The following is a 26,418-nucleotide window of genomic DNA, read 5'->3' as shown; positions in this document are numbered from 1 at the left end:
CCGTCAGGCGACCACAATCCGGGTGCCGGCCTGGGCCGCCGCATCGGTGATATGACGGGGTGGCATGGTGTCGGTGACGATGCGGTCGATCTGGGCCAGCGTCGCGATCCGCACCGGGGCGGCGCGGGTGAATTTGGATGCCACGCCCACGGCGATCACCATGCGCGCCGCCCGGATCATCGCCTGCTTGGCCGCGACCTTGTGCAGATCGAAATCCATCAGCGCGCCGTCGTCGTCGACCCCTGAAAAACCGATCACCGCCACATCGCAGCGGAACCGGTCGAGCCCCGATATGGTGGTGTCGCCGATCAGCGAGCCATCGGGGCCGTGGATGCTGCCGCCGGTGACATAGATTTCCGAGGCGCCGCCGCCACCGCCCGATCCGGCGGCCAGCAGCATGGCGGCGGGCAGGCTGTTGGTGACGATGGTGAAGCCCGACCGTGCCGCCAATGCCCGGGCCACCGCCTCGACCGTCGTGCCGACATCCAGGAACATGGCCGCGCCATCGGGGATCAGCCCGGCGGCACAGCGGCCGATGCTGTCTTTGGCACTGGTCTGGGTGGCCTGTTTTTCCGCATAGACCGGCCGTACGGCCGGCTCGATGACGCCGGCGCCGCCATGAAAGCGCTGAAGCCGCTTCTGCGCGTCCAGCCGGATGATCTCGCGCCGGATGGTCTGGGCCGAGACGTCGAACTGGCGCGCCAGGGCATCGATGGTGGCAAAACCCTGATCGCGGACGATGGCCAGGATATCGGCCTGACGCGGGGTCAGCCGGTCATCGTCGCCGGTGCCGCCGGCGTCGTCTTCAGCCCTGATCATCTGGTCGGCATCCCTGGTCATGCATCATCATCCCATCTGATCGCCGGCTCTGGACGCGACGGATTTTGGAAGATAGTTTACAAGCACCCCCGCCGGGCCGCGAGCCCGGTTCCGATCGGACCGGAGATGGTGATGGAACCGCAGCTCTTCGTGGCAGACGGCAGGCTCTGGCGCAATGATGGTGTGACGGCGCGATCCTTCGATCCCTGGGCGCTGGCCTGGCAGGACCAGACGGCGCTGCCGGGCGATGTGGCGCCGGTGGTGGCCGAAGATGCCGTGGCCATGCTGGCGGCCGGCGGCGGCATGCGTCGCCTGCCGGTGGCGGTGATCGGCCCGCGGGAGCCGGTGGGCGACCAGGAAGCCATCGCCCGCGCGCTGGGCGCCGCCATCGCCGGGCTGGGGCTGGTGCTGCTGACGGGGGCCAAGGGCGGGGTGATGGCGGCGGCCAGCCGCGGTGCCGCCGAAGCCGGCGGGCTGGTTCTGGGGCTGGTGCCCGACGAGGACTGGCGGATGACCAATCCTTACGTGACGGTGCCGCTGGCAACCGGCATCGGCCCGGTGCGCAACGCCCTGATCGCCCGGGCGTCCCCTGTGCTGGTGGCGGTGGGCGGCGGCTATGGCACGCTGTCTGAAATCGCCTATGGCCTGCATTTCGACAAGCTGGTGCTGACCCTGGCCGATGCGCCGGTGGTCGACGGCGCGATCATCTGCGCCGATGTGACCGATGCCCGCGCCCGCATCGCGCGCCGGATGCTGGCGCTGGATGCCGCTCTCTGATCCGCCGCCTGATCGTTGCTGCCATCCGGCCATCGCTGATCTGTAATCAAACGATCATTGGTGACTGAAATGGAAGAAAACGATAATGCGCCCGTCACCCGGGATGTCGCGGCATCCCGGCCTTTCCGGCACCGGACCCCGCATCGATGGCACTCGTCACCGCACTCTATCTGGTCTATCTGGCGGCGCCGATCGTGCTGCTGGTGATGGGCTCGTTCGGGCAGAGCTGGACCAACACCCTGCTGCCCACCGGCTTCACCACCCATTGGTATGAGGAACTGGCCGCCGATGCCAGCTTCCGCCGCGCCTTCGTCACCAGCCTGAAGGTGCTGGCGGCAACCGCGGTGATCGATGCGCTGATCGCGGTTCCAGCCGCCTATGCGATCCACAATGCCGCCGCGCGCGGGGTGCGGGTGGCCGCGCGGATCGCCTCGCTGATGCCGGTCGCGGTGCCGGAACTGGTGCTGGGTTTCGGCTTCATTCTGGTGTTCTCGTCATCGACCCTGCCATGGCTTGGTTCGTTCGAACTGCTGGTCGCCGCCCATGTGGTGCTGACCCTGCCCTATCTGCTGAACACGCTGCTGGCCGATATGCAGGCGCTGGGGCTGGCACAGTTGGAGGCGGCGGCCGCCACGCTGGGCGCGGGCTTCCGGCAGCGCTTCGCCGATATCGTGCTGCCATCGCTGCGCCACAGCCTGACATCGGGGCTGGTGATGGTGGCGGCGCTGTCGATCGGCGAGTTCCAGTTGTCGAACCTGATCGCCGGCTTCCTGGACCGCACCTATCCGATCGTGCTGTTGCAGGCGTTTTATGGCGCCACCGGCTTTGCCTGTGCGGCCACCGTGGTGCTGCTGGTGCTGGCCATGGTGGCGGCCGGCGGATCGGCGCTGGCGGCGGCCGGCGGCGGCAGACGGAAGCGGACGGCGGCAGCCGGCCAGGCCGAGGGGAATTGAGGCGATGAGCGTGCATTTCGAGAACATCGCCTTCCGCTATCCGGCCGGCGGCGCCGGTGTCGAGGATATCGACCTGTCGATCGGCGATGGCGAGTTGCTGGCCGTGATCGGCCCGTCCGGTTCCGGCAAGACCACGCTGCTGCGCCTGTTGGCCGGCTTTCTGATCCCCGATCGCGGCCGCATCCTGATCGATGGCCGCGATGTGGCACGGGTGCCGGTGAAGGAACGCGGCCTGGGCGTGGTGTTCCAGGCCTATGCCCTGTTCCCGCATATGACCGCCGCCGACAATGTCGCCTATCCGTTGAAACTGCGCGGTGTCGGTGGTGGACAGCGCGCGGCGAAAGCGGCCGAGGCCCTGGCCAAGGTGGGGCTGGACGGTTTCGGCGCGCGGCTGCCGGCCTCGCTGTCGGGCGGGCAGCAGCAGCGGGTGGCGCTGGCCCGGGCACTGGTGTTCGATCCGCGCGCGCTGCTGCTGGATGAACCGCTGTCGGCCCTGGATGCGGGGCTGCGCGCCGGCATGCGCGACGAGATCCTGCGGGTCCAGCGCGCGGCCGGCATCGCCACCCTGTTCGTGACCCATGATCAGGAAGAGGCGCTGTCGATGGCCGATCGCGTGGCGGTGCTGAAGGATGGCCGGCTGTTGCAGGTCGACACGCCCCGCGCGCTCTATGAACGCCCGACCAGCCACGCGGTCGCGGGTTTTGTGGGCCACGCCAATCTATGGCCGGGCACGGTGACCGGCCCCGATCTGGTGACCACACCGATCGGCCGGCTGACCACCGCCACCGCCGGCCATGCGCCCGGTGCCGCCGTGACCGTGCTGGTCCGGCCCGAAGACGTGGTGGCGGCGCCGGCGCCCGATGCGCCGAACCTGATTGCCGGCCGGATCGTGGCCGATCGTTTTCTCGGCAATCTCCGCCGCCTCGACCTGTCGGTCACGGGCGGGCTGGTGATGGTCGAAACCCGCCGTCGCGATGCCGTCGAGGCCATCGCGATTCCGCCAGAGGCGATCCGGCTGCTGCCGGGCGGCCGCTGATGACCCCGACGCCGACCTTCCGATCATGATCACGGGCCGCGACCAAGGCGGACCGTCGCATCGAGCACCAACGGGAACCGATCCGATGAGCACCAGCATCTGGAAGAAGACGGCCGCGGCCCTGCTGATGGCCGCCGGCACCATGACCGCCACCGCCGCCCTGGCCTTCGACGGCCCCGAACTCTATCAGGGCGAACAGGCGCTGTATGACGCGGCGAAGGAAGAGGGTCTGGTGGTGTCGTTCGACACCGGCCCGACCTGGGCCAACTGGGCCGCGCAGTTCAAGGCGTTCAAGGCGCGCTATCCGGGCGTCGAGATCGTCTATAACGACCTGGGCTCCGCCGCCACGGTGGTGGCGCTCGACAAGTCGCGCAACCGTCCGCAGGCCGACACCGCCTATTACTTCGCGGGCTCGGCGCTGGATGCGGTGGAAAAGGGCGTGGTCGCCGATTTCCAGCCGGTGAATTTCGACAAGCTGCCGGAACCCTTCCGTCATCCGGCCGGCCAGTGGTTCACCATCCACACCCTGAACGTGGCGTTCCTGGTCAACACCAAGCTGGTCAAGGACGTGCCGCAGAGCTGGGAAGACCTGCTGGGCGATGCCTATCGCAACAGCATCGTCTATCTGGACCCGCGCACCGCCGGTCAGGGCCAGGTGGTGACCATCGCCGCCGCCTTCGGCAATGGCGGTGACATGGACAATGTCCAGCCGGGCATCGACTATCTGGGCCGGCTGCACAAGGCCGGCAACGTGCTGCGCACGCTGGGCACCACGCCCTATGCCCAGTTCGTGAAGGGCGAGATCCCGATCTGGATCGGCTATGAGAATGATGGTCTGAAGGCGAAATATGTCGATGGCATGGGCGATGATGTCGCGGTGGTCATCCCGCGCGAAGCCTCGGCCGCGGCACCCTATGCGATCAGTCTGGTCAAGGACGGCCCCAATCCGGATGCCGGCAAGCTGTGGCTGAACTACATCATGACCGATCAGGGCCAGACCACCTTCGCCGAAGGCTTCGTGCGCCCGTCGGTGCCGGGTGTGGCACTGCCCGAGGCGGTGCTGGCCAAGCTGCCCGACGCGCCGCAGATCCGCCCGGTCGATGTCGCCAAGGCCCGCGACGCCAAGCCGGTGATCGATGCCGGCTGGGCCAAGGCCGTGCTCGGTCAGTAACCCGGCGCGCGCCATCAACCCGAAGGACACCCCCGCCCCATGACCCTGCCGCCGCGGCTTCTGGCCCTGTTGCTGCTGCCTGCGATCATCTGTCTGGCGGTGTTCTTCGTGCTGCCGCTCTCCGTTCTGGTCGCCGAGACCGGGGCGGAGGGTGGCGTCGCCTATCTCCGGCTGGTCGACGATCCGGTGTTCTGGCAGGGGTTGCGCGGCACGCTGATCCTGGGGACCGCCGCACCGGCACTGTCGGTCGCCGTCGGGTTCTGTGTCGCCATGCATCTGGCGCGACAGCCGGAAGGCCGGCGTCAGGCGCTGCTGTTCGTGCTGTCGCTGCCGCTGACCTTCTCTGGCCTCATCGTCGCCTATGGCTTCATCCTGGTGTTCGGCCGGGCGGGGTTCTTCACCCTGCTGCTGGCGGAACTGGGCGCCGATCCGGCGGTGGTCGGCGCGATGATCTTCACCCCCGCCGGTCTCGGCTTCGCCTATTGCTATTACCTGATCCCGCGTGTGGTTCTGGTGGTGCTGCCGGTGCTGGTCAATTTCGACAGCCGCCAGATCGATGCCGCCGAAAGCCTGGGCGCCAGCCGTTTCGCCGCCTTCCGCGATGTGCTGCTGCCGCAGGTGGCGCCGGCGCTGGTGGCAGCCTTCTGCCTGACGGCCGCGGTCGCGATCGGTGCCTATGGCACGGCGCTGGCGCTGGTCGGCACCCAGGTCAACATCCTGCCGCTGCTGCTGTTTTCCAAGATTTCCGAGACCGGCGCCGACCTTCCGGCGGCGGCGGCGGCATCGGTGGTGCTGATGGCGGTGTGCTGCGCCGTGGTCGGCCTGGCCGAAGCCCTGATGGGGCTTCGGCGCAGGAGCGACGGTGTGCGGTGAGGCACCCGGATCAACGACAAGTCGATCAACGATAGGGCCGATCAACGATAGGGGAAGCCGGCCTTCTCCATCACCGCGGCATAGTCCTTCAGGATCTTGACCACCTTGGCGGCGCGCGGGCTGGTATCGGCGATCTCGTCCCAGAACTGCTCGGCGTCTTTCTCCACCTGCGCCCATTCCGCCTGCGGAATGCTGGTCAGTTCCATCTTCTGGCCGGTGACGCGCAATTGCGCCTCGCCACCCCAGTACCAGACCTGCCGATAGTAATGCGACTGGTCGATGGTGGTCAGGAACAACTGCTTCAGATGCGGCGGCACCTTTTCCCAGCTTTTGGAATTGGCGAAATACGATCCGCACCACGCGCCGCAGACATTGTTGGTCAGCGCGTAATTGCACACATCCGCCCAGCCGACCTCATAGGCCTCGGTGAAGCCGCACCAGGCGACGCCGTCCAACTGCCCGGTCTGGATCGCGACCTCGACGTCATCCCAGGGCACCGTCACCGGGATCAGGCCATAACGCGACAGGAACTTGCCGGCGGTGGGCACGCCGAACACCCGCTTGCCGCGCATATCGGCCAGCGAGCGGATCGGCTCCTTGGTGAAGATCTGCAACGGATCCCAGGCGCCGGCCGACAGCCATTCCACGCCGTCGACCTCGTCATAGGCCTCCTTCCAGATCTCGTTCAGGCCATAGCGCTGGAACAGCACCGGCAGATCCAGGCTGAAGCGCGACGAGAACGGGAAATAGCCGCCGAACACCGCGATGTCGACCGGCGATGCCATGGTGGCGTCGTCGGACTGCACGGCATCGATGGTGCCGTTCTGGAGCGCGCGGAACAGCTCGGCCGTCGGCACAAGCTGGTCGGCATAGTACAGCTCGATCTCCATCTCGCCATTGGCGGCGGCGTTGAACGCCTCGATCTGGGGCTTGATCACATGGGCGCCAAGCGGTGCGCCGGAATAGGTCTGCAACCGCCAGCGGATCGGCGCCGTCTTGGCATGCACCGCCGGCGCCGCCAGCGTCGAGCCGGCGGCGAGCGCCGCGCCGCCGATGCCGGCGGCCTTCAGAAACTGGCGGCGGCTGCCCGCGACCGGTTCGGCCGAGGTGATCTTCTTCTCGGTGTCACTCATGTCGTCATTCTCCATCCGGCGCGGTCGGGTATCGGGCCGCGCCAAGCCGTGGTGCCGGGGGTAGGGTCGGGTCCGGGGGAGGGCGGGAAGAGACGGAAGCGGCGGATTATTTCCCGTAGACGAGGTTCGGGAGCCAGAGGGCGATCTGCGGGAAGATCATCAACAGGACGATGGCGAGGGTCATCATCACCACGAAGGGGATGATCGAGCGGTAGATGTCGATCAGGGTGATCTCTTTTGGCGCCATCGCCCGCATCAGGAACAGGTTGTAGCCGAAGGGCGGGGTGATATAGGCGATCTGGCAGGTGATGGTGTAGAGCACGCCGAACCAGATCAGATCGAAGCCCAGCGTCTTGACCAGCGGCACATAGAGCGGTGCCACGATCACCAGCATGGCGGTGTCGTCGAGAAACATGCCCATGACGATGAACGAGGCCATCATCATGATCAGCACCTGCCAGGGGGTGAGCTCCCAGTTGGTGATGAACAGGCTTTCGATCGCCCGCGCGGCGCCGATGCCGTCGAACACCGCGCCGAAGGCAAGCGCCGCCAGGATCAGCCACATGAACATGCACGAGATGGCGAGCGTCTTCTGCGACGTGGTCTTGAGCAGCGACCAGGTCAGCCGCCGCTTGGCCAGCGCCGCCAGCGTGGCACCGGTGGCGCCGATCGCCGAGCTTTCCACCAGGCTGGTATAGCCCATCACGAACAGCCCCATCATCGTGAAGAAGATCACGAAGGGGATGATGCCGGCGCGCAGCAGCTTCAGCTTCTGGCCCAGCGGCATGTTCAGTTCGTCGTCGGTGACCGTGGGGGCGAGCGCCGGGTTGAGCCGGCAGCGGATCACGACATAGGCCGTGAACATGGCCGCCATCATCAGCCCCGGCATCAAGCCGGCCAGCCATAGCTGCCCGACCGGCGCCCGCGCGATCATGCCATAGAGCACCAGCACCACGCTTGGCGGGATCAGGATGCCCAGCGACGATCCGCCCTGAATGACGCCGGTGATCAGCACCTTGTCATAGCCGCGCCGGAGCATTTCCGGCAGGGCCACGGTGGCACCGATGGCGAGCCCCGCCACCGACAGCCCGTTCATGGCCGAGATGACCACCATCAGCACGATGGTGCCGATGGCCAACCCGCCGCGCAACCGGCCGAACCAGATGTGGAAGGCCTTGTAGAGATCCTCGGCGATGCCGGCTTCCGACAGGATATAGCCCATGTAGATGAACAGGGGCAGGGTCAGCATCGGGAACCAGTTGAACAGCTTCAACGTGGCATTGAACGGCATTTCGACCGCGCCGTTGCCATAGAGCAGCAGGGCGGCGCCCGCCGCGACGAAACCGATGGCACCGAAGACCCGCTGGCCGGTCAGCAGCATCATGGCCATGGTCGCGAACATCAGGATGGCGATGAGTTCATAGCTCATGGCACATCCACCCCGCGCGGGGCCGGCTGATGCAGAGGGGCCCGGCGCAGTGTGGCGATGTGCTTGAAGATCAGCGACAGGGTCTGAAGGATCATCAGGAACAGGCAGACCACCAACAGCGACTTGATCGGGATCATCGACGGGTTCCACATCGAGAACCGCCGTTCGCCGGTGGCGATCGCGTATTGCAGGCTGGAGATCGAGCCCACCGTCATCACCACCAGATAGAACATCAGGCAGGTCGAGGTGATGAGGTCGAGCACCGCCTTGCCGCGATCGGTGAGGTGCTGATAGATCAGGTCCATGCGGACATGATCGTCGTTCTTCAGGGTCATCGGCCCGCCCATGAAGAAATAGGCGAGCAGCAGGAACTGTGCGACCTCGACACACCAGTGCAGCGGGATGTCGAGCGCGTTGCGCGTGACGGCGTCGAGCAGAAGCACGCCGATCATGAGAAAGACCAGAACCATCGCCGCGATGCCGACATAGTCGGACAGCCGGTCGACCACCCTTACATACCATCTGATTGCTGCCGGCATCTGCCTGCATGCCCCCCCGTCTTGGCCCCCTCCGGCGCCCACCCCTCCCGTGGCCCAGCGCGCGGATATCCGGATATCTAGATGATGTCCGCTCCCGCCGCTCTGATGGCGGCTTCATGTGTTGCGTCGAGCGGCCCGTCGGTGATCACCGCGTCGATATCGTCGAGCGCGCAGACCCGGAACGCCGCCTTGCGGCCGAATTTGCTGCGGTTCGCCGCCACGAAGACATGGCGCGCATTGCCGATCATCGCGCGGGCGACCTGTGCCTCGTCGAAATTGGCGTCCATCGCGCCCACCTCGGCATCCAGCGCCGCCACGGTCAGGATCGCGTGATCGGCCTGGAAATCGCGGATCTGCTCGATCACCAGCGGCCCGACGGTCTGGTTGTTGTCGTGGCTGAAGGTGCCGCCCAGCAGATAGATCGTGGCGGCGGGCGGGCTGGCGCCGAAGATCTGGGCGATGTGCAGCGAATTGGTGATCACGGTCAGGGCCTCGATACCCGCCAGCGCCTCGGCGCAGGCAAGGGTGGTCGAGCCGGTGTCGATGAACAGCGTGTCGCCGGGCTCCACCAGCCGGGCAAGCTTGGCGGCGATCGCCTGCTTGGCCTCGGCATCCTCGGCCATGCGATCCTTGAAGCTGCTCTCGGCATGGAGCTTCAGCCGGCGTGCGCCGCCATGCACCTTCTGGAGCACGCCATCCTCGGCCAGTTGGCCCAGGTCGCGGCGAATGGTTTCGACCGACACCCCGAATGATGCCGCCAGCGCGTCCACCGACATCTCACCCTGTTGCCAGATGATATCCGCGATCTGTGCCTGTCGCTGTTTTGGCCGCATATCCGCCCTCCGCTTCTGAAAGTAGGACATCGGCACATGCCCGAGTCAAGGTGGATATCTTGACAAAATTGACCGAATGGCCATATTTGATCGATGATAAATGACCGAACGGGCATACGGATCCCGTGCGGGGACGTGCGGCGTCGGCTGCGCCGCCAGTGGGGAGGGACCGCCGGATGACGGATGATCCCGGCGATATCCATGGCGAGATCTTCGATGCCGCCATCATCGGCGGTGGTGTGATCGGCTGCGCGCTCGCCCGTCGGTTCACGCTCGACGGTGCCCGGGTGGTGCTGATCGAAAAGGCGGCCGATGTTCTGGACGGGGCGTCCAAGGCCAACAGCGCCATTCTCCACACCGGTTTCGATGCGCCGCCGGGATCGCTGGAGGCTGCCTGCATCGCGGCCGGCTATCAGGAATACATGGCGATCCGCGACCGGTTGAACCTGTCGCTGCTGCGCACCGGCGCCCTCGTCGTCGCCTGGACCGAGGCCGAGGCCGTCATTCTGCCCGACCTGATCGCCCAGGCGCGGCGGAACGGTGTCGACGACGTGATGGCGCTGACCGAGGCCGAGGCCCGGCGTCTGGAACCCGAACTGGGCCCGGGGGTGCGGGCGGCCTTCCGGGTGCCGCGCGAATATGTGATCGATCCGTGGTCGGCGCCGCATGCCTATCTGCGCCAGGCAATTGAAAACGGCGCCAGATTGCTGTGCCGGGCGGAGGTTACCGGCGGTCGGTTCGATGGGGCGACATGGCGCCTGGAGACCGGGCGTGGCGCCGTCCGGGCCGGGCTGGTGATCAATGCCGCCGGGCTGCATGGCGACCGGATCGACGCGATGCTGACCGGGACGCAGCATTTCACCATCCGGCCGCGCAAGGGCCAGTTCGTGGTCTATGACAAACCGGCCGCGGCGCTGACGCGTCACGTCCTGCTGCCGGTGCCGACGGCGGTCACCAAGGGCGTCGTTGTCTGTCGCACGGCCTTCGGCAATCTGCTGGTCGGGCCGACCGCCGAGGAACAGGACGATCGTGAACACGCAATGCTGGTGCCCGAAACCCTGAAGGCGCTGATCCGCCGCGGCACCGAGATCCTACCGGCGCTGGCCGATCACGATGTGACCGCGATCTATGCCGGCCTGCGCCCTGCCACCGAATTCAAGGATTATCAGATCCGCCTGGATGCGGACCGGCGCTATGTCACGGTCGGCGGCATCCGCTCGACCGGGCTGAGTTCGGCGCTGGGCACGGCGCGCCATGTCCACGACCTGTGCGCGGGCTTAGGGTTCGGGGCCACGCCGCTTGCCGATCCGGTCTGGCCCCGCATGCCGATGCTGGCCGAGGACGAGATCCGCGACTGGCGATACCCCGGCAATGGCGGCGTGGTCTGCCATTGCGAGCGGGTGACCCGGCGCGAGATCGAGGCGGCCCTGACCGGCCCGATCGCCGCCGGCAGCCTGGCCGGGCTGAAGCGCCGCACGCGGGTGACCATGGGGCGCTGCCAGGGATTCTATTGCACGCAGGAACTGGCGGCGATCACCGCCGGCCGGCTGGATATGCCGATGACGGGCGGTGACACATGACCGGACGGACCGACTGGTGCGATGTGGCGATCATCGGCGCCGGTCCGGCGGGGCTTGCCGCCGCGACCGAACTGAAGCGGCGGGGCATCGGCCGGGTGCTGGTGCTGGACCGCGAGCCGGTGGCCGGTGGGATTCCGCGCCATTGCGACCACCACCCGTTCGGCCTGCGTGAATTCCATCGTCTGCTGCGTGGCCCGGCCTATGCCCGGCGGCTGGTGGCAGCGGCCGAGGCGGCCGGCGTTGACATCCGCACCGGTGTGACGGTGGCGGCGATCCGTTCCGGCCCGGAACTGGAGGTGTCGACCCCCGAGGGGGGGCTGGGCGTGATCAGGGCCTTGCGGGTGTTGATCGCGACCGGCGTGCGGGAATCCAGCCGTGCCGCCCGGCTGATCGGCGGTACCCGCCCCGGCGGTGTGCTGTCGACCGGCGCCCTTCAGGGGCTGGTGCATCTGGACTATCTGAAACCGGTGTCGCGACCGGTTGTGGTGGGGACCGAACTGGTGTCGTTTTCGGCCCTGCTGACCTGCCGTCATGCCGGCATCCGGCCGGTGGCGATGATCGAGGGCCGCGCGCGTGCCACGGCGCGCTGGCCCTCGGCCCTGCTGCCACGGCTGATGGGGGTGCCGCTGCTGATCGGCACCCGGCTTGAGACGATCGAGGGCCGCGACCGGGTGTCGGCGGTGACCGTGCGCGATGCCGCCGGCGCGGTCCGGCGGATCGAGACCGACGGCGTGATCCTGACCGGCGATTTCCGCCCCGAAGCCAGCCTGCTGGCGGGCAGCCATCTTGCGCGGGACCGCGCCAGCGGCGGGCCGGTGGTGGACGACTACGGCCGATGTTCCGATCCGATGATCTTTGCCGCCGGCAATCTGCTGCGGCCGGTGGAAACCGCCGGCTGGAGCTGGATGGAAGGCAGGCGCGCGGGCATCGCCATCGCCCGCGATCTGACCGGCGGGCTGCCGACACCGGGGGCCGTCACCCTGGCGGTGGCGGGATCGCCGCTCGCCTATGTCGTGCCGCAGCGCGTGACGGGCGGGGCGCGGCACGGTGCCGGGCACGATCATCTGCAATTCCGGGTCGACCGGCCGGTGACGGGGCGGCTGGTGCTGGTTCATGATGGGGGCGAGATCCTGTCCAGGCGGATAACCGCGCGGCCCGAGCGGCGCATCCTCGTGGCGCTGGACGACCTGCCCGCCGGGCTCACCGGCCGGATCGAGGCCAGATGGGAAGACCGCCGGTGACCGTTCTCGCCATCGATCAGGGAACCACCTCCACCCGCGCCCTGCTGGTCGATGCCGCCGGCCGGACCCGGATCGTCGCCAGCCTGCCGCATCGCCAGATCTATCCCGGTGCCGGGATGGTGGAGCACGACCCTGAGGCATTGCTGGCCAATCTGCGCGCCTGCCTGGATGCCGCCGGCGCGATCGCGGTTCCAGACGCGGTCGGCATCGACAATCAGGGGGAAAGCTGCCTGGCCTGGGATGCCGATACCGGGCGCGCGGTGTCGCCGGTGCTGGTCTGGCAGGACGACCGCACCCGCGCCATGGCCGATGCACTGCGTGCCGACGGCGCCGAGACCGAGGTTCTGGCACGGGCCGGGCTGCCGATCGACCCGTATTTCTCGGCCACCAAATTCGCCTGGATCCTGCGGGAGATACCGGAGGCGCGGCGGCTGCTGGCACAGGGCAGGTTGCGGCTTGGCACCACCGATGCCTTCTTCCGCGACCGGCTGAGCGGGCATTTTCAGACCGATGTCACCACCGCCTCGCGCACCGCGCTGATGAACCTCGACACCTGCGACTGGGATCCGGAACTGTGCCGGATCTTCGGCGTGCCGTTGGCCGCCTTGCCACCCATCGGCGCCAGCACCGGCGATTTCGGCACCGTGTCCTGTGCCGGCCATCCGGTGCCCCTGACCGCCAGCATCGTCGATCAGCAGGCGGCGCTTTACGGCCATGGCTGCCGCCGGCCGGGGGATGCCAAGATGACCTTCGGCACCGGCGGCTTCGCGCTGGCGGTGACCGGGCGGCGGATCGCCACCGGCGGCGATGGTCCGCTTGCCACCATCGCCTGGCAGAAGGCTGGTGCCGCACCGGTTTATGCGCTGGATGGCGGGGTCTATTGCGCATCCTCGGCGGTGAACTGGGCGCGCGGTCTGGGGCTGTTCGATGATTACGCGGCGATCCGGCAGTTCGAGGCACCTCCGGCGATCAGCCGCGGGCTGGTTTTCGTGCCGGCGCTTGCAGGCCTTGCCTGTCCGCATTGGGACCGGCGGGCGCGGGGCGCCTGGATGGGGCTGTCGCTCGACACGACCCCGGCCGACATGATGCAGGCTCTGCTGGAAGGCGTCGCCTTCCGCATGGCCGAGGTTGTCGACACCATGACCGCGCACCAGCCGCTCACCGATCCGGTGTCGATCGATGGCGGCATGGCGGGCAATGACTATTTCTGTCAGATGCTGGCGGATTGTCTGGGCCGGCCGGTGATGGTGCAGGACGAGCCGGAGTTGACCGCGGTCGGCACCGCCGCGCTGGCGGCCGAGGCGGTGGGGCAGGCGATCGCCAGCCCCCGCCCCGGCCTGCTGGTTGCCCCGCGCCCGCTGCCGCCCGGACTGCACGCGCGGTTCCAGGCGGCGCGGGTGGCGGTTCAGGCCTTCGGGGCGGCCTGAGATCTGCCGAAGACCAGCGCCAGACCACCCAGGATCGACCCCATGCCGGCAAGCGCCAGCGGTGCCGGCACGGTGTTGAAGATCAGCAGATCCAGCACCGCCGTGCCCACCGGCACCAGATAGAACAGGCTGGTGACATCGACCAGATCACCCGCCCGGATCAACCGGTAGAGCAGAAGCTGGGCGCCGACCGAAATCACCAGCGCGAGCCAGAGCAGCGCGGGCAGCAGGGCTGCGGTCATCTCCAGCCGGACGGGTGCGACGGGCAGGGCGATCAGGCACAGGCCGAGTGCCGCCAGATAATGCAGCGGCATGGCGGCCAGCGGGTCGACGCGGCTGCGTTTCTGCATCAACGCGCCGGTGGTCATGGCGATCAGCGCGGCGATGGCGAAACCCGCCCCCAGCGGGGTGACGGTGGCGGCGGCAAGGCTCTGCCAGACCACGGCGACCAGCCCGCCCAGTGCCAGACCCAGGCCGGCGAGCCGCCGGGGTTCCCATGCGCCGCCGGTCGCCATCAGGGTCAGGACCGGCTGGACGCCCATCACGGTCGCGATGGCGCCGGGCGTCATGCCCTGGTCCATGGCGGCCATATAGCAGATGCCATAGGCGCCGATCAGCATGACGCCGGTGGCGAGCACCGCCGGGATCTGGTCGCGGCGCGGCCAGGGCCTGCGGGTGATGCGCATGATCGCCGCCAGCACCACGAAGGCGATGGCGAAGCGCAGGGCGAGGAAGGCCAGTGGGGTCGCATGGTCAAGCCCGAGCCGGGTGAAGATGGCGCCGCTGCTCCACAGGCAGACGAACGCCGCCGTGGGGCCGAACGACCCCAGGGCACGAAGAGATGACGTCATGGAAGGATGAAGACCTGTCCTTGCCGGAAATCCGCGGCGGCGCCAACTGTCCGCGGCCGGCATGTCGACCGGCTGGCGGTGGCGCCGCTGAAAGGCTGGCCGCCGGTCAGGCGGCGGCAGACTTTGCGGGCGGCGGCGGGGTGCCGGCCCGGAGGGTTGGCAACGGGGCGACGGTCATCATCTCGGGCGTGTGGATCGGGATCATGAACGTCGTCCTTCGGACAGGTCGATCTGGATGGGGTGGCGATCAGAATAGGCCGGCTGTGACCGCCGATCAATCCCGCCAGGCATTCTCCCAGGTGTTGACGATCCGGGTCATGCTGCGCAGCACCGGCTTTTCGATCAGCTTGCCATCCACCACCAGCAGGCCGCCATCGGCGGCGGCGAAGGCATCCAGCACCTTGCGGGCATGGGCGACGGTTGCGGCATCGGGCATGAAGACGGCATTGATCGCCGGGATCTGCTTGGGATGGATGGTGCCCTTGCCGGTGAAGCCCAGCTCCGCCGCGGCCTCGGCTTCGCGGATCATGCCGGCCTCGTCTTCCAGATCGAGCCAGGGCACGTCGATGACGTCGACACCGGCGGTGGCGGCCGCGTGCACCACGCGCGAGCGGGCATAGAGCAGGGCGTTCCAGCTTGTGCGGCAGCGCAGATCGGCGGCCATGTCGACGCCGCCGAAGAACAGCCCGTCGATGCGGTCCGAACACCGGCCGATCTCGACCGCCGCCTCCAGCGCCTCGTTGGTTTCGATGATCACATGCAGCCGGGTCGGGCGCTGATACTCGGCCAGCAGATCGGCCAGATTGCGCACCTCCTCCGGCCCCTTCACCTTGGGCAGCATCACCGCCGGCGCCGGCAGGGGCGCCTCGATCAGCGCCTTCACATCGGCCATGCCTTCGGGCGTGCGCAGGCAGTTGATGCGGATGATCCGCTCAACCCCCGCGCCGCCTTCGGTGACCGGCACATAGGCGAAGGCCTTGTCGCGCGCCTCGGGCTTGTCGCGCGGGGCGACCGCGTCCTCCAGATCGACACAGACCATGTCGGTACCCGATGCCAGCGCCTTTGGAAACATGTCGGGACGGGTGCCGGGGGTGAAGATGAAGCTGCGGCGCGACTGGATGCGGGGTGCGGCGGACATGGGGGCTCCTGGTCTGGCGGGATGGGGGTGCTGCCTGCCATGATATGGGACGGGCGGATCGCCGTCACCACACCGGCGGGGTGGTGATCCACAGGATGCGGGTCCGTCCGGTCGCCAGATTGCGGAACTTGTGCGGCGAGGCGCTTTCGAAGTGGAAGGCGTCGCCTTCGCCCAGGCGATAGACCTGTCCGTCGATATAGAGCTCCAGCCGCCCCTCAAGCACCACGCCGCATTCCTCGCCCTCGTGATTGTACGGGTCATCGCCCGAGCCGCCATTCACATCCAGGGTGAGTTCCATCACCTGCAACATGCCCTGATCGTGGACGGTGAGGAATTCCTTGACCATGCCCTTGTCGCCGAAATCCACCCGCCGGCGCTGGCCGGACCGGACGATGCGCCGCGCCTCCAGGCCGGTATCGGTGTCGTTGCCGCCCAGCAGCGTCAGAACCGGCACGTCGAGCGTGGCGCAGATCGCGCGCAGCGCCCGCACCGAGGGCGACGAGATGCCCCGCTCGATCTGGCTGAGAAAGCCGACCGAGACATTGGCCGCATCGGCCACCTGCTTCAGCGACAGGCCACGCGCCTGACGGGCTTTGCGCACCGCAAGCCCCAGGCTCAGATCGTCCTCTTCATTCTGCGGCGCATCGGCGGCCGGCGTCGGGGCTGCATCGGGGGCTGTCATCGCGGGTGGATACCTCAACGTTCATTGCGTTGAAAGGAGGGCCATATTTTTTCACCAATTGCCAGCGCCATGCGCGTGCCGGCCGCTGTGATCTCGTCGGCGACCTCGTCGGCGGGGCATGATGCTTCGTCAGCGCGGTCTGGCATTCCTGTTCATGAAAATGAAATCGCCCGCCCAATTTCATTGCATGGCATGATAATTTCATTACCATGAAAATAGATCAACGACAAAAGCCGGCTGACGGGGATGCGGAGGGAGCCGCGTGACCCGGGGAGCGGATATCCTTCGCCGCGGCCGGCACAGCCAGACAGGGGATGTTTCATGAAGCTGAAGACGATTGCGGCCGTGATCACGACACTGGCCATCGGCTTCACCGCGCCGGCGATCGCCGCCGATGCGGTGACGGTGGGCGTTACCACCACCGGCGTACCGTTCACCTTCATCGACACCGCGACCAGCAAGCCGACCGGCGCCATGGTCGATCTGGCCGAGGCGATCGCGGCCGAGACCGGCATGACCGCCGAATTCGAGGTGGTGGCGTTCTCGGCGCTGATCCCGTCGCTGACCACGGGCAAGATCGACATGATCTCGGCCGGCATGTTCGCGACCGACAAGCGGCGCGAGGTGGTCGATTTCTCAACCCCGGTCTACAGCTATGGCGAGGGCATGTTCGTCGCGGCGGATGACGCCACCGACTACACGCTCGACGACCTGAACGGGGCCACCGTCGGCGCCCAGGTCGGCACCACCTTCGCCGACACGCTGAAGGCGCGCGGCACGTTTGGCGAGATCAAGCTGTATGACAGCATCGCCGACATCATGCGCGACGTGAAGCTGGGCCGGATCAAGGCCGGCTTCGGCGACAAGCCGATCATCGCCTATCAGATCAGCCAGAACCCGAAGATGGGCGTGCGGCTGGTTGAAGGTTATCAGCCGATGAAGCCGGGCGATGTGGCGCTGGCGGTTTCCAAGGAGAACACCGCCCTGCTCGATGCCGTGAACGCGGCGATCGCCAAGCTGAAGGACAGCGGCGCGCTGGCGAAGATCTTCGCCAAATACGGCCTCTGACCGGTTCCGGGGCCGGCGCTCCGGCAGGACGCCGGCCCTGTCATCACGGCGCATTGCCATGAAAGGCGATCGATGAGCGACTTCCTCAGCCAGTCCGCCGAATATCTGCCAATTCTGCTTCAGGGGGCGTGGCTGACGGTGGCGGTGACCGTGCTCTCGCTGGCGCTCGCGACCCTGCTTGGTCTGCTCTGGGCCTTGCTGCGCACCTCGGGCGTGGCGGCGCTGGCGGCGCCGACACGGGTTCTGGTCGAATTCGTGCGCGGCATCCCGATTCTGGTGATCCTGTTCTATCTCTATTTCGTGATGCCGGAAATCGGGCTGGATCTGACGGCGTTCCAGGCCGGGGTGATCGGGCTGGCGCTGACCTATTCCTGTTATATCGGCGAAACCTTCCGTGCCGGGATCGAGGCCGTGGACAAGGGCCAGATCGAGGCGGCGAAATCGATCGGCATGAAGCGGCCGCTGATGATGCGCCGCGTGGTCCTGCCGCAGGCCTTCCGGATCGTGGTGCCGCCCTATGCCAACAATCTGGTGATGCTGTTGAAGGACAGTTCGCAGGTCTCGGTGATCTCGGTGGCGGAACTCACCATGCAGGGCAAGATGCTGGCCTCGTCGACCTTCGACAACATGACGGTCTTCACTCTGGTGGCGCTGCTCTATCTGTGCCTGACCATTCCGCTGAACATGGTGATGCGCCGGGTCGAACTCCGGATGGGGGGCGCGCGATGATCCGCTTCGAGGCCGTACACAAATCCTATGGCCGCCATGAGGTGCTGAAGGGCATCGATGCCGAGGTCGGCCGCGGTCAGGTGGTGTGCCTGATCGGCCCGTCGGGTTCGGGCAAATCGACCCTGCTGCGCTGTGTCAACGGGCTTGAGACCTATCAGGCCGGGCGGATCACGGTGGATGGTGTGCCGGTCGATGCGACGGCGCCGACCATTCATGGTCTGCGCACGCGGGTCTCGATGGTATTCCAGCGCTTCAACCTGTTTCCGCACCGCTCGGCGATCGAGAATGTCATGGAAGGCCCGATCCATGTGCTGAAGGAAAAGCCGGCCGAAGCGCGCGCCCATGCCGCGGCGCTGCTGACGCGCGTGGGGCTTGCCGACAAGATGGATGCCGCGCCGGCCGCCCTGTCGGGCGGTCAGCAGCAGCGCGTCGCCATCGCCCGCGCGCTGGCCATGCGGCCCGACGCGATTCTGTTCGACGAGCCGACCTCGGCGCTGGACCCGGAAATGGTCGGCGAGGTGTTGCAGGTGATGCGCGCCCTGGCCGACGAGCACATGACCATGCTGGTCGTGACCCACGAGATCCAGTTCGCGCGTGAGGTCGCCGATGCGGTGCTGTTTCTCGATGGCGGCCGGATCGTCGAACAGGGGCCGGCCGACGCCGTGCTGCGCAACCCCACCCATGAGCGCACGCAGGATTTCCTGCGCCGCGTCACCCATCCCGTCTGAACATCTGGTCCGGGGGCCGTCATGCCATCATCCGCCACCATCCGCACCGTGCCGTCGGTCTGGGCCGCGACCGCAGCGCCCGGTCCGGACCTGCCTGCCATCGCGGGCGCGCACAGGGCCGATGTCGCGATCATCGGCGCCGGCTTCACCGGCCTCACCACGGCGCTGGCGCTGGCTGAAGGCGGCGCATCGGTGATCGTCGCCGACACCGTCGAGCCGGGATACGGTGCCAGCGGTCGCAATGGCGGGCAGGTGATCCCCGGCCTGAAATACGATCCCGACACCCTGGATGCGATGTTCGGTCCTGAGACCACGGCCTTCGTCGGCGGCACCGCCGATGTCGTGTTCAGGCTGGTGCGGACCCATGGCATCGATTGCGATCCGATCCGCGGTGGCTGGATTCAGGCCTCGGTGAAGCATGCCCATCTGCCGGCATTGGAACGGCGGATGGCGCAGTGGCGGGCGCGCGGCGCCGATGTCGCGATGCTGGATGCCGGCGCCATGGCCGCCCGCACCGGCGGCACCGGCTTCGTCGGCGGCTGGATCGACCATCGCGGCGGCAGCGTTCATCCGCTGAACTATGCCTGCGGACTGGCGCGCGCGGCACTGGCGGCCGGGGCGCGGATCTTTCGCGAGGCGGAGGCCGTGTCGCTTGTTCGTGCCGACGGCGGCTGGGCCATCGGCTTTGACAATGGCGCAAGCCTGCGGGCCGGTCAGGTGGTCGTGGCCACCAATGGCTATACCGGGCGGCTTTGGCCGGGGTTGAAGGCGACGGTGATCCCGGCCAACAGCATCCAGGTGGCGACCGCGCCGCTCGATGCCGACCAGCTTGCCCGCATCCTGCCCGCGCGCAGCGTGGTATCCGACAGCCGGCGGATCGCGAATTATTTCCGGATCGGCCCGGAGGGACGGCTGATGATGGGCGGGCGCGGCGCCTTCACCGATCCGCGCGGTGCCACCGACTATCACCGGATCGACGCCGCCCTGCATGGCTTCTTCCCTGAGGCCCGCTCGCTGCCGATCGATTTCCGCTGGGCGGGGCGGGTGGCGATGACCCGCGATCACCTGCCGCATATCCATCAGCCGGCGCCGGGTGTCACCATGGCGCTGGGCTATAATGGCCGGGGTGTCGCCATGGCCAGCGCGCTCGGCGGGGCGATCGGCGCCCATCTGCTCGACAGCGCACAGCCATTGCCGCTGAGCCTCAGCACGATCCGGCCGATGCCGGTGCACGGCCTGCACCCGCTTTATGCCTCGGCGATGATCGCGGCCTATCGGGTGCGGGACATGCTGGAGCGCTGACGCTCAGGTGCAGGTCGGGCCGCTGACGCTCAGGTGCAGGCCGGGCCGCTGACGCTCAGGCGCGCAATTCGCGGGTCGAGCCGCCGAAGCGCAGCAGGTTGCCATGGGGGTCGATGATGTGAAACTCGGTCATCCCCCAGGGCTTGTCTTCCACCGGCGACAGGCCGGGCACGCCATGGGCGGCGAATTCCGTATACAGGTCCAGGATTTCGCCGCCGCGTATATAGCACGAGGTGTGTTCCGGATAGCGCCGGTCATCGGCCAGCCAGAAATGGATCTCCATCCGGTTGCGCCGGACGATCAGATAATTCCCATAGGCCTCGCCGGCGAAGCCAAGCCGGCTTTCATAGAAGTGCTGGCTTTCCGCCAGATCGAGAGAGGCGAGCACGGGGATGCACAGGGCGGGATCGGTCATCGGTCTGGGTCCATTGTCTGAGGTCTGCGGGGCGGCGCGCGCTCAACCGGCCACACCCGCGGCTTTCAGCCCGGTATGCCTGCGGCTTTCAGCCGGGGGGCCAGCCGGCCGGTCAGCCACAGCCCGTACATCCGCCAGTCGCTGACCAGCGACCAGATGGGATAGGTGAAGGTGGCGGGGCGGTTCTTTTCGATGAAGAAATGGCCGATCCAGGCGAAACCATAGCCGGAGATCAGGGCGCCGGCCAGATACCACCACGAGCCGGTGACGATCAGCGCCGCCAGGCACAGCAAGGCGAGCGTGCTGCCGATGTAATGCAGGTGCCGGCAGCGCGGGTCGGCGTGCTCACGCAGGTAATGGGGCCAGAAGTCGGCATAGCGCCGATAGATCGTCGGTTCGGCTGTTGAAGACATGGGTGGAGACCTCCCTCCGCCTGGGCGCTGTTATCGCGGCTGGCGCCTGTCATTGAAACCGATAGTCTAGCATAGAGTGCCCGTGGTGGCCGACTGGGACAGAAACCGCGGGGCCGATGTCACATATCATGCCGTGGGGCTGGAACCGGCCTGCCGCCGCGTGCGATCCTGTGCCGCCCGCAGCCGGCGGCAGGATGACAGCCGGTGCGGGATCGGGTTGTGGTGCTGGTCGATAGATCCAGGTTCATAATATGCACCCGCTGTGGTCCGCCCCCGACGGATCCGGCCTTGCGGGATGCATGACGGGAGGACGTTCAGGCATGCAGACGGGCAACCAGGCCGGTGAGGACGAGATGATGGCCGAGGATGCGGGCTTCGAGGATATCGAGGCCGGGCGCGGCGTCGTGGTCGCGGGCGAGACCGATGCGCGCGGCCGGATGAGCGCCGCCGCGATCACCGACCGGATCACCGATGGCGCGGTGTTCGTGCTGTCGGCGGCGGGCCTTGGCCGCCATGCGCTGTCGGAACAGGGTCTGCGACTGAAGGTGCTGGCCAGTGCCGTCGAGATCGACGAGGCGCCGGCCGTGGGCGAGGCCTGGCGGCTGGGCCTGCAACCGGTGCCGGCCGAAGAGGGCGCCATCGGCTTTGCCGCCGAACTGGTCGACCCGCTGTTCGGCGACCTGATGGCGCGCGGGCTGGTGGAGGTGATCCTGGAAGACGCCGAGGGTGAGCCGGTGTCGTTTCCCGACGACATCGCCGATCGTCTGGCCGATGCCGCCACCGAGGCCGCGGCCCCGGATGACAGCCTGCCCGCCGGATGCGGCGTGGTGGCGACCCGCCATTGCGACATCATGGGCCATATGAACGTGCAGTTCTATGGCGTGGCTTTCGAACAGGCGACCCGGCTGCTGACCGTGGGCCTGGGGCTGCCCGACGGCGTGGTGCTGAAGCCGACGCGTTCGGTGATCCGCTTCAAGGCGGAACAGCGGCTGGGCGATGCCTTTCAGGTGACCACCCGCCCGACCATGGTGGCGCCGGATGCTCTGGCCGTGACCCATGAGCTGCACAATATCGAGACCGGCGCGCTTGCGGCTTCGGTGGAATATGTGCTGATCCCGATCACCGCCGCGACCGGCGCCACGCATCCCTTCGACGACGAGACGGTGGAAACCGCGGCGATGCTGGGAGCCGAGGTGCTGGCCGGCATCGATATCGGCCCCGGCCCCACCCCCACCGAGGGCGTGCGGGTCGAAACCTATCGCGGCTCGATCGATCCCTGGCATTGCGACGAGAACGGGTTGCTGAGCCAACAGGCGCTGATCGACCGGTTCTCGTCGGGCGCCGGCCAGTTGCTGGGCGCCATCGGCCTGAGCGGAGAGCGCATTCAGACCGACCGTATCGGCACGGCTGCGGTCGAATACCGGGTGCGCTATGAGGGCCCGGCCCGCAATGGCGATGCGCTGGTGCTGGAAAGCCAGATCGCCGGCGTGCGCGACAAGGTGCTGATCCTGCGCCATCGCCTGGTCCGTCCCGGCGAGGAGGCGACTCCGCTGCTGGAGATCGATGTCGTGGCGGTGATGCTCGACCTGGAACAGCGCCGCGCCACCCGCGTGCCGGCCGATGTGGCCGAACGTGCCCGTGGCCTGCTGGTCGAGACCGAAGCCTCGGCGGGCTGATGCCGGCCTCATAGCCAGATCCGCGGCCCCATGCACAAGGCGGTATGGGGCCGCCGGCATCAGCGCGGGGGGCTGGCCGCAGGCCCGACCGGTACGGCCAGATCCACCTTCACCCGCTCCATGGCAACAAAGGTCCGGAAGCGGCGGATATTGGGGTTGGCGAGGAACAGCCGGCGGGTGAGGGCTTGATAGGCGGCCATGTCGGGAACCGTCAGGATCAGAATGAAATCGGCCTCGCCGGTCACGTAATAGCATTGCTGCACCTCGGGTGCGGCGGCGAAGGCCAGGCGTGTCGCATCCAGGGGGGCGCTCTGCTCGCTCTCCACCTCGACCGCCACCAGTATGGTGATCGGCCGGCCGACCCGGGCCGGATCGAGCACGGCCGCATTGCGCAGGATGACGCCGATGTCTTCCAGGCGCCGGATGCGCCGCTGCACCGCCGGCGTCGACAGGTTCACCGCCTGGGCGATCAGGCGCTGCGGCGTGCGGGCATCGCGTTGCAGAATGGCCAGGATATCGAGGTCGAACCGGTCCAGTTCGCCGCGATCGGGAAGAATGTTCATCCAGAGGCCCTTTGACGCGATAATCTTGCGTATCCGACATCGGATCAGAGCCCATTTCCCGCAAGGAACGCAATATTCTTTCGGTCCTCGCCTGATGATGCCTGAAGAGGACGGATGATGCTGATCCCGAACACGCTGCCCGATGCCGGTCTGCCGCTCGATACCGGCGATGCCAAGGCCTTCGGCGCCGATGCGGCACAGGCCGCGGCGGCGCTGTTCGCCCTGACCCATGCCCATGGTGATACCCATGCCCATGGTGATGCCGCGACCCCGCTCACCGCCCTGCCGGCCCTTGCCGCCGGGCTGGGGCTCCACAGCCTGCATGTGAAGGATGAAGGCGGCCGCCATGGGCTTGGCAGCTTCAAGGCGCTGGGCGGTGCCCATGCGGTGATCCGGCTGGTGCTGGCCGAAGCGGCGCGCCGCCTGGGGCGCCCGGTTGCCGCCGCTGATCTCGGTACGGTCGCGGTGCGGGCGATTGCCGGCACCATGACGGTCAGTTGCGCGACCGATGGCAATCATGGCCGGTCGGTGGCGGCGGGGGCCCGGCTGGTCGGCGCGCGATCGGTGGTGTTTCTGCATCGGGGGGTCAGCGAGGTGCGTGCGGCCGCCATCCGCGAGCAGGGCGCGCGGATCGTGGTGGTCGACGGCGATTATGACGACAGCCTTGCCGAAGCCGGCCGTGTGGCTGCCGCCGAAGGCTGGATCAATGTGTCCGACATGGCGCTGCCGGGGGATGAACGGATCCCGGCGCTGGTCATGCAGGGCTATACCGTGATGGCCGCCGAAATCCTGCGCCAGATGCCGCAGCCGCCCAGCCATCTGTTCATCCAGGCCGGGGTTGGCGGCGTTGCCGGCGCGCTGGCCGCCCATCTGGCGGCGGTGCTGGGCGACAGCCGGCCGCAGGTGGTGGTGGTCGAGCCCGACCGCGCGCCCTGCCTGTTCGACAGCGCCCGGGCCGGTCATCGGCTGCGGCTCGACCGGCACCGGCCGACGGTGATGGCGATGCTGGAATGCCGCGAGCCCTCGGTGGTGGCATGGCGCATCCTCGCCCGTCTGGCTGCCGGTTTCATGACCGTGGCCGATGACGAGGCCATGGCCGCGGTCGACCGGCTGGCGCGGCCCCTGGGTCACGATCCGGCGATCCCTGCGGGCGAGAGTGGTGCGGCGGGGCTGGCCGGTCTGCTTCAGGCCGTGTCGGATCCGGCGTCGCGCGCGGCTCTGGCGCTGGATGACCGGGCGCGGGTGCTGGTGATCGCGACCGAAGGTGCCAATGATCCGCAGAACCAGCACCGGCTCTCGACCACCGAAGCCCCCCCGATGACATCGAAGGATACCAGATGAACCAGATGGAACACGAGGCGCCCCTGGCGGTCGACATCACGATCCGCCGCGCGACGGTCGCGGATGTGCCTGATCTGTGGGCGCTGCTGCGCGACCTTGCGGTCGAAGAGGGGCTTGGCGCGCGCTTCACCGCCACCATCGACGATATGCGGCGCGACGGTTTCGGGCCGCGGCCGCGTTTCACTGCCGCGCTGGCGCGGGCGTCGGCGGGGGATGTGCTGGGCTTCGCCAGTTGGTTCCCGCTCTATTCAAGCATCCGGGCGCGGGATTATCTGTTCCTCGACAATCTCTATGTCCGGCCCCAGGCGCGCGGCGGTGGTGGCCGGGTCGCCCGCTTGCTGATCGCGCATGTGGCGGCGGATGCGGTGGTCTGGCAGGCCGATCGCCTGGAGCTGCATGTGCGGCAGCCGAACGACCGCGCCCGCCGCTTCTATACCCGGACGGGTATCGATGCGACGGGCGTGATCGTGCATGGGGCCGGCAGCGACGGACTGGCCCGGCTGGCCGCAGACGGGGAGGCCGGCTGAGCGCGGGCCGATCAGGGCGCGTTACTGCACGCCGGCCACGTAATCCCGCAGCGCCTGGGCCTCGGTCTCCAACTCATCGAGCCGCGACTTCACCGCGTCGCCGATGCTGACCATCCCGGCCAGACTGCCGTCCTCGTCCAGCACCGGGACATGGCGGATCCGGCGCTCGGTCATCATGGCCATCAGGTCGTCGAGATTGGTATCGGGCCTGCAGGTGGTGATACGGGTGCTCATAACGCCGGAAACCGGCGTGTCGAGCAGGCTGGCGCCACGATCGACCAGCCCGCGTGCGACATCGCGTTCCGAGATCATGCCGATGATGGTATCGCCCTCGACCACCGGCAGGGCGCCGATATTGTCATGCGCCAGAATTTCAAGCGCGCGGGCAATGGTGGCTTGCGGGTCGACGGTCGCGATGCGCCGTCCCTTCCGTCTCAGGATGTGCTCGACGAGCATACGCCCGGTCCTCCTCTGTACCGGCCGTCCCCGATAGCGGGGCGGGCCGCGTTGGCAGACCATGGCGCGATCCGCGCCATCGGTCGCAGTCAACGGACCGGCCGGTGATGACGTTATCCTCCGGCGATGCCTGACCTGGTGGGGCCAGGGCCCGGCACCGGTGTCCCGCATGGGGCCTGTCGCGCAGGCATCGGCCGCCATTTCACGTGGCTGCCGCGTCGTATCGTTGACGACCCCTTAAGAAAGGAGGGTGGGGGCGCGCTGTCACGGAAACAAGGGGCGGTGTGACAGAGGATGCGGGGGCATGATGCAGGGGGCGGGGTTCGGCCCGCAGAATAATTCAGACGGGTTCCACCAGCCTTTTCAATGGCCTGTCAGGGAATGGCCTGGGCCTGTCGAAAAACCGTCAAAAAAGGTGTTGCCAGTGTGTGCGGGGACCCTTATAAACCGCCCCACACCAGACGGCAGCGCGGTTGACGCGGCGCCGGACGGGGCCGAAAGGCCAGGAAATACAGGCTCTTAAATGGGTTTGGGCTCTTAAATGAGCCGACAGCGTCTGAGGGCGCGGCGGATCTTCGGGTTCGCTGGGGTTTGTGACCCCGGATCTTTGACATTGTGAAACGGATCGGAAGGGATGCGAGGGCGGCGGTTGTTGGCTTAGTCATCTAAGAACGACAAACCGATGAGCGCCTTGGCATCTTAACTATGACCTTGTGCC

Annotated in this window: 27 protein-coding genes; 15 read left to right on the top strand and 12 right to left on the bottom strand. The window is 67.6% G+C overall.

Going from position 1 to position 26,418, the window contains the following annotated elements:
* Positions 1–3 precede the first annotated feature (3 nt).
* Positions 4–840, bottom strand: a complete 837-nt coding sequence (locus WG924_RS24515) for a DeoR/GlpR family DNA-binding transcription regulator (protein WP_345935675.1) — start codon at positions 838–840, stop codon at positions 4–6.
* Positions 841–951: 111 nt separating this feature from the next.
* Between WG924_RS24515 and WG924_RS24510 the strand changes: the two genes are divergently transcribed.
* The 5 genes from WG924_RS24510 to WG924_RS24490 all read left to right on the top strand — a co-directional run bounded on the left by WG924_RS24510 (position 952) and on the right by WG924_RS24490 (position 5,629).
* Positions 952–1,596: an SLOG cluster 4 domain-containing protein gene (locus tag WG924_RS24510; protein ID WP_345935674.1), complete on the top strand. Its 645-nt coding sequence runs from the start codon at positions 952–954 to the stop codon at positions 1,594–1,596.
* Between the two features lie 146 nt (positions 1,597–1,742).
* The gene (locus WG924_RS24505) at positions 1,743–2,549 is read left to right on the top strand and encodes an ABC transporter permease (RefSeq protein ID WP_345935673.1); all 807 of its coding nucleotides are present in this window, start codon (positions 1,743–1,745) and stop codon (positions 2,547–2,549) included.
* 4 nt (positions 2,550–2,553) lie between these two features.
* The gene (locus WG924_RS24500; protein WP_345935672.1) at positions 2,554–3,585 is read left to right on the top strand and encodes an ABC transporter ATP-binding protein; all 1,032 of its coding nucleotides are present in this window, start codon (positions 2,554–2,556) and stop codon (positions 3,583–3,585) included.
* A gap of 127 nt (positions 3,586–3,712) precedes the next feature.
* On the top strand, positions 3,713–4,756 hold the full coding sequence (locus tag WG924_RS24495; protein WP_188581601.1) for an extracellular solute-binding protein: 1,044 nt from the start codon (positions 3,713–3,715) through the stop codon (positions 4,754–4,756).
* A 39-nt stretch (positions 4,757–4,795) separates the two neighbouring features.
* Positions 4,796–5,629: an ABC transporter permease gene (locus WG924_RS24490; RefSeq protein WP_345935671.1), complete on the top strand. Its 834-nt coding sequence runs from the start codon at positions 4,796–4,798 to the stop codon at positions 5,627–5,629.
* A 41-nt stretch (positions 5,630–5,670) separates the two neighbouring features.
* Here WG924_RS24490 and WG924_RS24485 read toward each other — a convergent pair whose 3' ends face one another.
* From WG924_RS24485 to WG924_RS24470, 4 genes are all read right to left on the bottom strand, one after another.
* The gene (locus WG924_RS24485; RefSeq protein WP_345935670.1) at positions 5,671–6,762 is read right to left on the bottom strand and encodes a TRAP transporter substrate-binding protein; all 1,092 of its coding nucleotides are present in this window, start codon (positions 6,760–6,762) and stop codon (positions 5,671–5,673) included.
* Between the two features lie 106 nt (positions 6,763–6,868).
* Positions 6,869–8,191, bottom strand: a complete 1,323-nt coding sequence (locus WG924_RS24480) for a TRAP transporter large permease (RefSeq protein WP_345935669.1) — start codon at positions 8,189–8,191, stop codon at positions 6,869–6,871.
* A complete protein-coding gene (locus WG924_RS24475) occupies positions 8,188–8,730 on the bottom strand; it encodes a TRAP transporter small permease subunit (protein WP_345935668.1) in 543 nt (180 codons plus the stop codon). Before WG924_RS24475 ends, WG924_RS24480 begins: the two co-directional genes overlap by 4 nt.
* Positions 8,731–8,807: 77 nt before the next feature.
* Positions 8,808–9,563, bottom strand: a complete 756-nt coding sequence (locus tag WG924_RS24470; protein WP_345935667.1) for a DeoR/GlpR family DNA-binding transcription regulator — start codon at positions 9,561–9,563, stop codon at positions 8,808–8,810.
* Between the two features lie 176 nt (positions 9,564–9,739).
* On the opposite strand from WG924_RS24470, the gene WG924_RS24465 reads away from it, so the two are divergent.
* From WG924_RS24465 to WG924_RS24455, 3 genes are read left to right on the top strand one after another with little or no spacing between them, the layout of a single operon-like run.
* The gene (locus WG924_RS24465) at positions 9,740–11,143 is read left to right on the top strand and encodes an NAD(P)/FAD-dependent oxidoreductase (RefSeq protein WP_345935666.1); all 1,404 of its coding nucleotides are present in this window, start codon (positions 9,740–9,742) and stop codon (positions 11,141–11,143) included.
* Positions 11,140–12,384, top strand: coding sequence for an NAD(P)/FAD-dependent oxidoreductase (locus WG924_RS24460; RefSeq protein ID WP_345935665.1), 1,245 nt, complete (start codon positions 11,140–11,142; stop codon positions 12,382–12,384). Before WG924_RS24465 ends, WG924_RS24460 begins: the two co-directional genes overlap by 4 nt.
* On the top strand, positions 12,381–13,811 hold the full coding sequence (locus WG924_RS24455) for an FGGY family carbohydrate kinase (protein WP_345935664.1): 1,431 nt from the start codon (positions 12,381–12,383) through the stop codon (positions 13,809–13,811). Before WG924_RS24460 ends, WG924_RS24455 begins: the two co-directional genes overlap by 4 nt.
* On the opposite strand, the gene WG924_RS24450 is transcribed toward WG924_RS24455, so the two are convergent.
* From WG924_RS24450 to WG924_RS24440, 3 genes are all read right to left on the bottom strand, one after another.
* Positions 13,790–14,662 (bottom strand): DMT family transporter, encoded by an 873-nt coding sequence (locus tag WG924_RS24450; protein ID WP_345935663.1) that lies wholly within the window; start codon positions 14,660–14,662, stop codon positions 13,790–13,792. The genes WG924_RS24455 and WG924_RS24450 overlap by 22 nt on opposite strands.
* A gap of 274 nt (positions 14,663–14,936) precedes the next feature.
* Positions 14,937–15,800 carry an HpcH/HpaI aldolase/citrate lyase family protein gene (locus WG924_RS24445; RefSeq protein ID WP_345935662.1) on the bottom strand — a complete coding sequence of 288 codons (864 nt, stop codon included), beginning with the start codon at positions 15,798–15,800 and terminating at the stop codon, positions 14,937–14,939.
* Between the two features lie 64 nt (positions 15,801–15,864).
* The gene (locus WG924_RS24440) at positions 15,865–16,482 is read right to left on the bottom strand and encodes a helix-turn-helix domain-containing protein (protein WP_345935661.1); all 618 of its coding nucleotides are present in this window, start codon (positions 16,480–16,482) and stop codon (positions 15,865–15,867) included.
* A 321-nt stretch (positions 16,483–16,803) separates the two neighbouring features.
* On the opposite strand from WG924_RS24440, the gene WG924_RS24435 reads away from it, so the two are divergent.
* From WG924_RS24435 to WG924_RS24420, 4 genes are all read left to right on the top strand, one after another.
* A complete protein-coding gene (locus tag WG924_RS24435) occupies positions 16,804–17,550 on the top strand; it encodes a substrate-binding periplasmic protein (RefSeq protein ID WP_345935660.1) in 747 nt (248 codons plus the stop codon).
* Between the two features lie 72 nt (positions 17,551–17,622).
* Complete coding sequence (locus WG924_RS24430; RefSeq protein WP_345935659.1) at positions 17,623–18,279, top strand: amino acid ABC transporter permease; 657 nt, start codon at positions 17,623–17,625, stop codon at positions 18,277–18,279.
* Positions 18,276–19,007: an amino acid ABC transporter ATP-binding protein gene (locus tag WG924_RS24425; RefSeq protein ID WP_345935658.1), complete on the top strand. Its 732-nt coding sequence runs from the start codon at positions 18,276–18,278 to the stop codon at positions 19,005–19,007. Before WG924_RS24430 ends, WG924_RS24425 begins: the two co-directional genes overlap by 4 nt.
* Before the next feature lie 21 nt (positions 19,008–19,028).
* A complete protein-coding gene (locus tag WG924_RS24420; protein WP_345935657.1) occupies positions 19,029–20,309 on the top strand; it encodes an NAD(P)/FAD-dependent oxidoreductase in 1,281 nt (426 codons plus the stop codon).
* 55 nt (positions 20,310–20,364) lie between these two features.
* Here WG924_RS24420 and WG924_RS24415 read toward each other — a convergent pair whose 3' ends face one another.
* Together WG924_RS24415 and WG924_RS24410 are read right to left on the bottom strand one after the other, a co-directional pair.
* Entirely contained in the window at positions 20,365–20,724 is a 360-nt protein-coding gene (locus WG924_RS24415; RefSeq protein ID WP_345935656.1) for a bleomycin resistance protein, read from the bottom strand.
* A gap of 65 nt (positions 20,725–20,789) precedes the next feature.
* The gene (locus tag WG924_RS24410; RefSeq protein WP_345935655.1) at positions 20,790–21,137 is read right to left on the bottom strand and encodes an Mpo1-like protein; all 348 of its coding nucleotides are present in this window, start codon (positions 21,135–21,137) and stop codon (positions 20,790–20,792) included.
* A gap of 320 nt (positions 21,138–21,457) precedes the next feature.
* Here WG924_RS24410 and WG924_RS24405 point away from each other — a divergent pair, with 320 nt between their 5' ends.
* Entirely contained in the window at positions 21,458–22,813 is a 1,356-nt protein-coding gene (locus tag WG924_RS24405) for a thioesterase family protein (protein WP_345935654.1), read from the top strand.
* Between the two features lie 59 nt (positions 22,814–22,872).
* On the opposite strand, the gene WG924_RS24400 is transcribed toward WG924_RS24405, so the two are convergent.
* Positions 22,873–23,376: an Lrp/AsnC family transcriptional regulator gene (locus tag WG924_RS24400; protein WP_345935653.1), complete on the bottom strand. Its 504-nt coding sequence runs from the start codon at positions 23,374–23,376 to the stop codon at positions 22,873–22,875.
* Between the two features lie 114 nt (positions 23,377–23,490).
* Between WG924_RS24400 and WG924_RS24395 the strand changes: the two genes are divergently transcribed.
* Complete coding sequence (locus WG924_RS24395; protein WP_345935652.1) at positions 23,491–24,717, top strand: diaminopropionate ammonia-lyase; 1,227 nt, start codon at positions 23,491–23,493, stop codon at positions 24,715–24,717.
* Complete coding sequence (locus WG924_RS24390; protein WP_345935651.1) at positions 24,714–25,244, top strand: GNAT family N-acetyltransferase; 531 nt, start codon at positions 24,714–24,716, stop codon at positions 25,242–25,244. Before WG924_RS24395 ends, WG924_RS24390 begins: the two co-directional genes overlap by 4 nt.
* 21 nt (positions 25,245–25,265) lie before the next feature.
* Here the strand turns inward: WG924_RS24390 and WG924_RS24385 are convergent, their stop codons facing one another.
* Positions 25,266–25,700 carry a CBS domain-containing protein gene (locus WG924_RS24385; protein ID WP_345935650.1) on the bottom strand — a complete coding sequence of 145 codons (435 nt, stop codon included), beginning with the start codon at positions 25,698–25,700 and terminating at the stop codon, positions 25,266–25,268.
* Between the last annotated feature and the right edge of the window lie 718 nt (positions 25,701–26,418).

Source organism: Tistrella arctica (assembly GCF_039630945.1).
In the GTDB taxonomy this organism is placed as follows: Bacteria; Pseudomonadota; Alphaproteobacteria; order Tistrellales; family Tistrellaceae; genus Tistrella; species Tistrella bauzanensis.
Note: the sequence above shows the minus strand (reverse complement) of the source record. Positions and strands in the feature narration are given on the sequence as shown.

Excerpts from the sequence above, each read along its gene's own strand:
- WG924_RS24415 (WP_345935656.1), bottom strand. The coding sequence starts at position 20,724 with ATGACCGATCCCGCCCTGTGCATCCCCGTGCTCGCCTCTCTCGATCTG.
- WG924_RS24395 (WP_345935652.1), top strand. The coding sequence starts at position 23,491 with ATGATGCTGATCCCGAACACGCTGCCCGATGCCGGTCTGCCGCTCGAT.
- WG924_RS24475 (WP_345935668.1), bottom strand. The coding sequence starts at position 8,730 with ATGCCGGCAGCAATCAGATGGTATGTAAGGGTGGTCGACCGGCTGTCC.
- WG924_RS24515 (WP_345935675.1), bottom strand. The coding sequence starts at position 840 with ATGACCAGGGATGCCGACCAGATGATCAGGGCTGAAGACGACGCCGGC.
- WG924_RS24480 (WP_345935669.1), bottom strand. The coding sequence starts at position 8,191 with ATGAGCTATGAACTCATCGCCATCCTGATGTTCGCGACCATGGCCATG.
- WG924_RS24500 (WP_345935672.1), top strand. The coding sequence starts at position 2,554 with ATGAGCGTGCATTTCGAGAACATCGCCTTCCGCTATCCGGCCGGCGGC.
- WG924_RS24485 (WP_345935670.1), bottom strand. The coding sequence starts at position 6,762 with ATGAGTGACACCGAGAAGAAGATCACCTCGGCCGAACCGGTCGCGGGC.
- WG924_RS24405 (WP_345935654.1), top strand. The coding sequence starts at position 21,458 with ATGCAGACGGGCAACCAGGCCGGTGAGGACGAGATGATGGCCGAGGAT.
- WG924_RS24425 (WP_345935658.1), top strand. The coding sequence starts at position 18,276 with ATGATCCGCTTCGAGGCCGTACACAAATCCTATGGCCGCCATGAGGTG.
- WG924_RS24400 (WP_345935653.1), bottom strand. The coding sequence starts at position 23,376 with ATGAACATTCTTCCCGATCGCGGCGAACTGGACCGGTTCGACCTCGAT.
- WG924_RS24410 (WP_345935655.1), bottom strand. The coding sequence starts at position 21,137 with ATGTCTTCAACAGCCGAACCGACGATCTATCGGCGCTATGCCGACTTC.
- WG924_RS24430 (WP_345935659.1), top strand. The coding sequence starts at position 17,623 with ATGAGCGACTTCCTCAGCCAGTCCGCCGAATATCTGCCAATTCTGCTT.
- WG924_RS24470 (WP_345935667.1), bottom strand. The coding sequence starts at position 9,563 with ATGCGGCCAAAACAGCGACAGGCACAGATCGCGGATATCATCTGGCAA.
- WG924_RS24450 (WP_345935663.1), bottom strand. The coding sequence starts at position 14,662 with ATGACGTCATCTCTTCGTGCCCTGGGGTCGTTCGGCCCCACGGCGGCG.
- WG924_RS24385 (WP_345935650.1), bottom strand. The coding sequence starts at position 25,700 with ATGCTCGTCGAGCACATCCTGAGACGGAAGGGACGGCGCATCGCGACC.
- WG924_RS24465 (WP_345935666.1), top strand. The coding sequence starts at position 9,740 with ATGACGGATGATCCCGGCGATATCCATGGCGAGATCTTCGATGCCGCC.
- WG924_RS24420 (WP_345935657.1), top strand. The coding sequence starts at position 19,029 with ATGCCATCATCCGCCACCATCCGCACCGTGCCGTCGGTCTGGGCCGCG.
- WG924_RS24490 (WP_345935671.1), top strand. The coding sequence starts at position 4,796 with ATGACCCTGCCGCCGCGGCTTCTGGCCCTGTTGCTGCTGCCTGCGATC.
- WG924_RS24390 (WP_345935651.1), top strand. The coding sequence starts at position 24,714 with ATGAACCAGATGGAACACGAGGCGCCCCTGGCGGTCGACATCACGATC.
- WG924_RS24495 (WP_188581601.1), top strand. The coding sequence starts at position 3,713 with ATGGCCGCCGGCACCATGACCGCCACCGCCGCCCTGGCCTTCGACGGC.
- WG924_RS24445 (WP_345935662.1), bottom strand. The coding sequence starts at position 15,800 with ATGTCCGCCGCACCCCGCATCCAGTCGCGCCGCAGCTTCATCTTCACC.
- WG924_RS24505 (WP_345935673.1), top strand. The coding sequence starts at position 1,743 with ATGGCACTCGTCACCGCACTCTATCTGGTCTATCTGGCGGCGCCGATC.
- WG924_RS24460 (WP_345935665.1), top strand. The coding sequence starts at position 11,140 with ATGACCGGACGGACCGACTGGTGCGATGTGGCGATCATCGGCGCCGGT.
- WG924_RS24435 (WP_345935660.1), top strand. The coding sequence starts at position 16,804 with ATGAAGCTGAAGACGATTGCGGCCGTGATCACGACACTGGCCATCGGC.
- WG924_RS24440 (WP_345935661.1), bottom strand. The coding sequence starts at position 16,482 with ATGACAGCCCCCGATGCAGCCCCGACGCCGGCCGCCGATGCGCCGCAG.
- WG924_RS24510 (WP_345935674.1), top strand. The coding sequence starts at position 952 with ATGGAACCGCAGCTCTTCGTGGCAGACGGCAGGCTCTGGCGCAATGAT.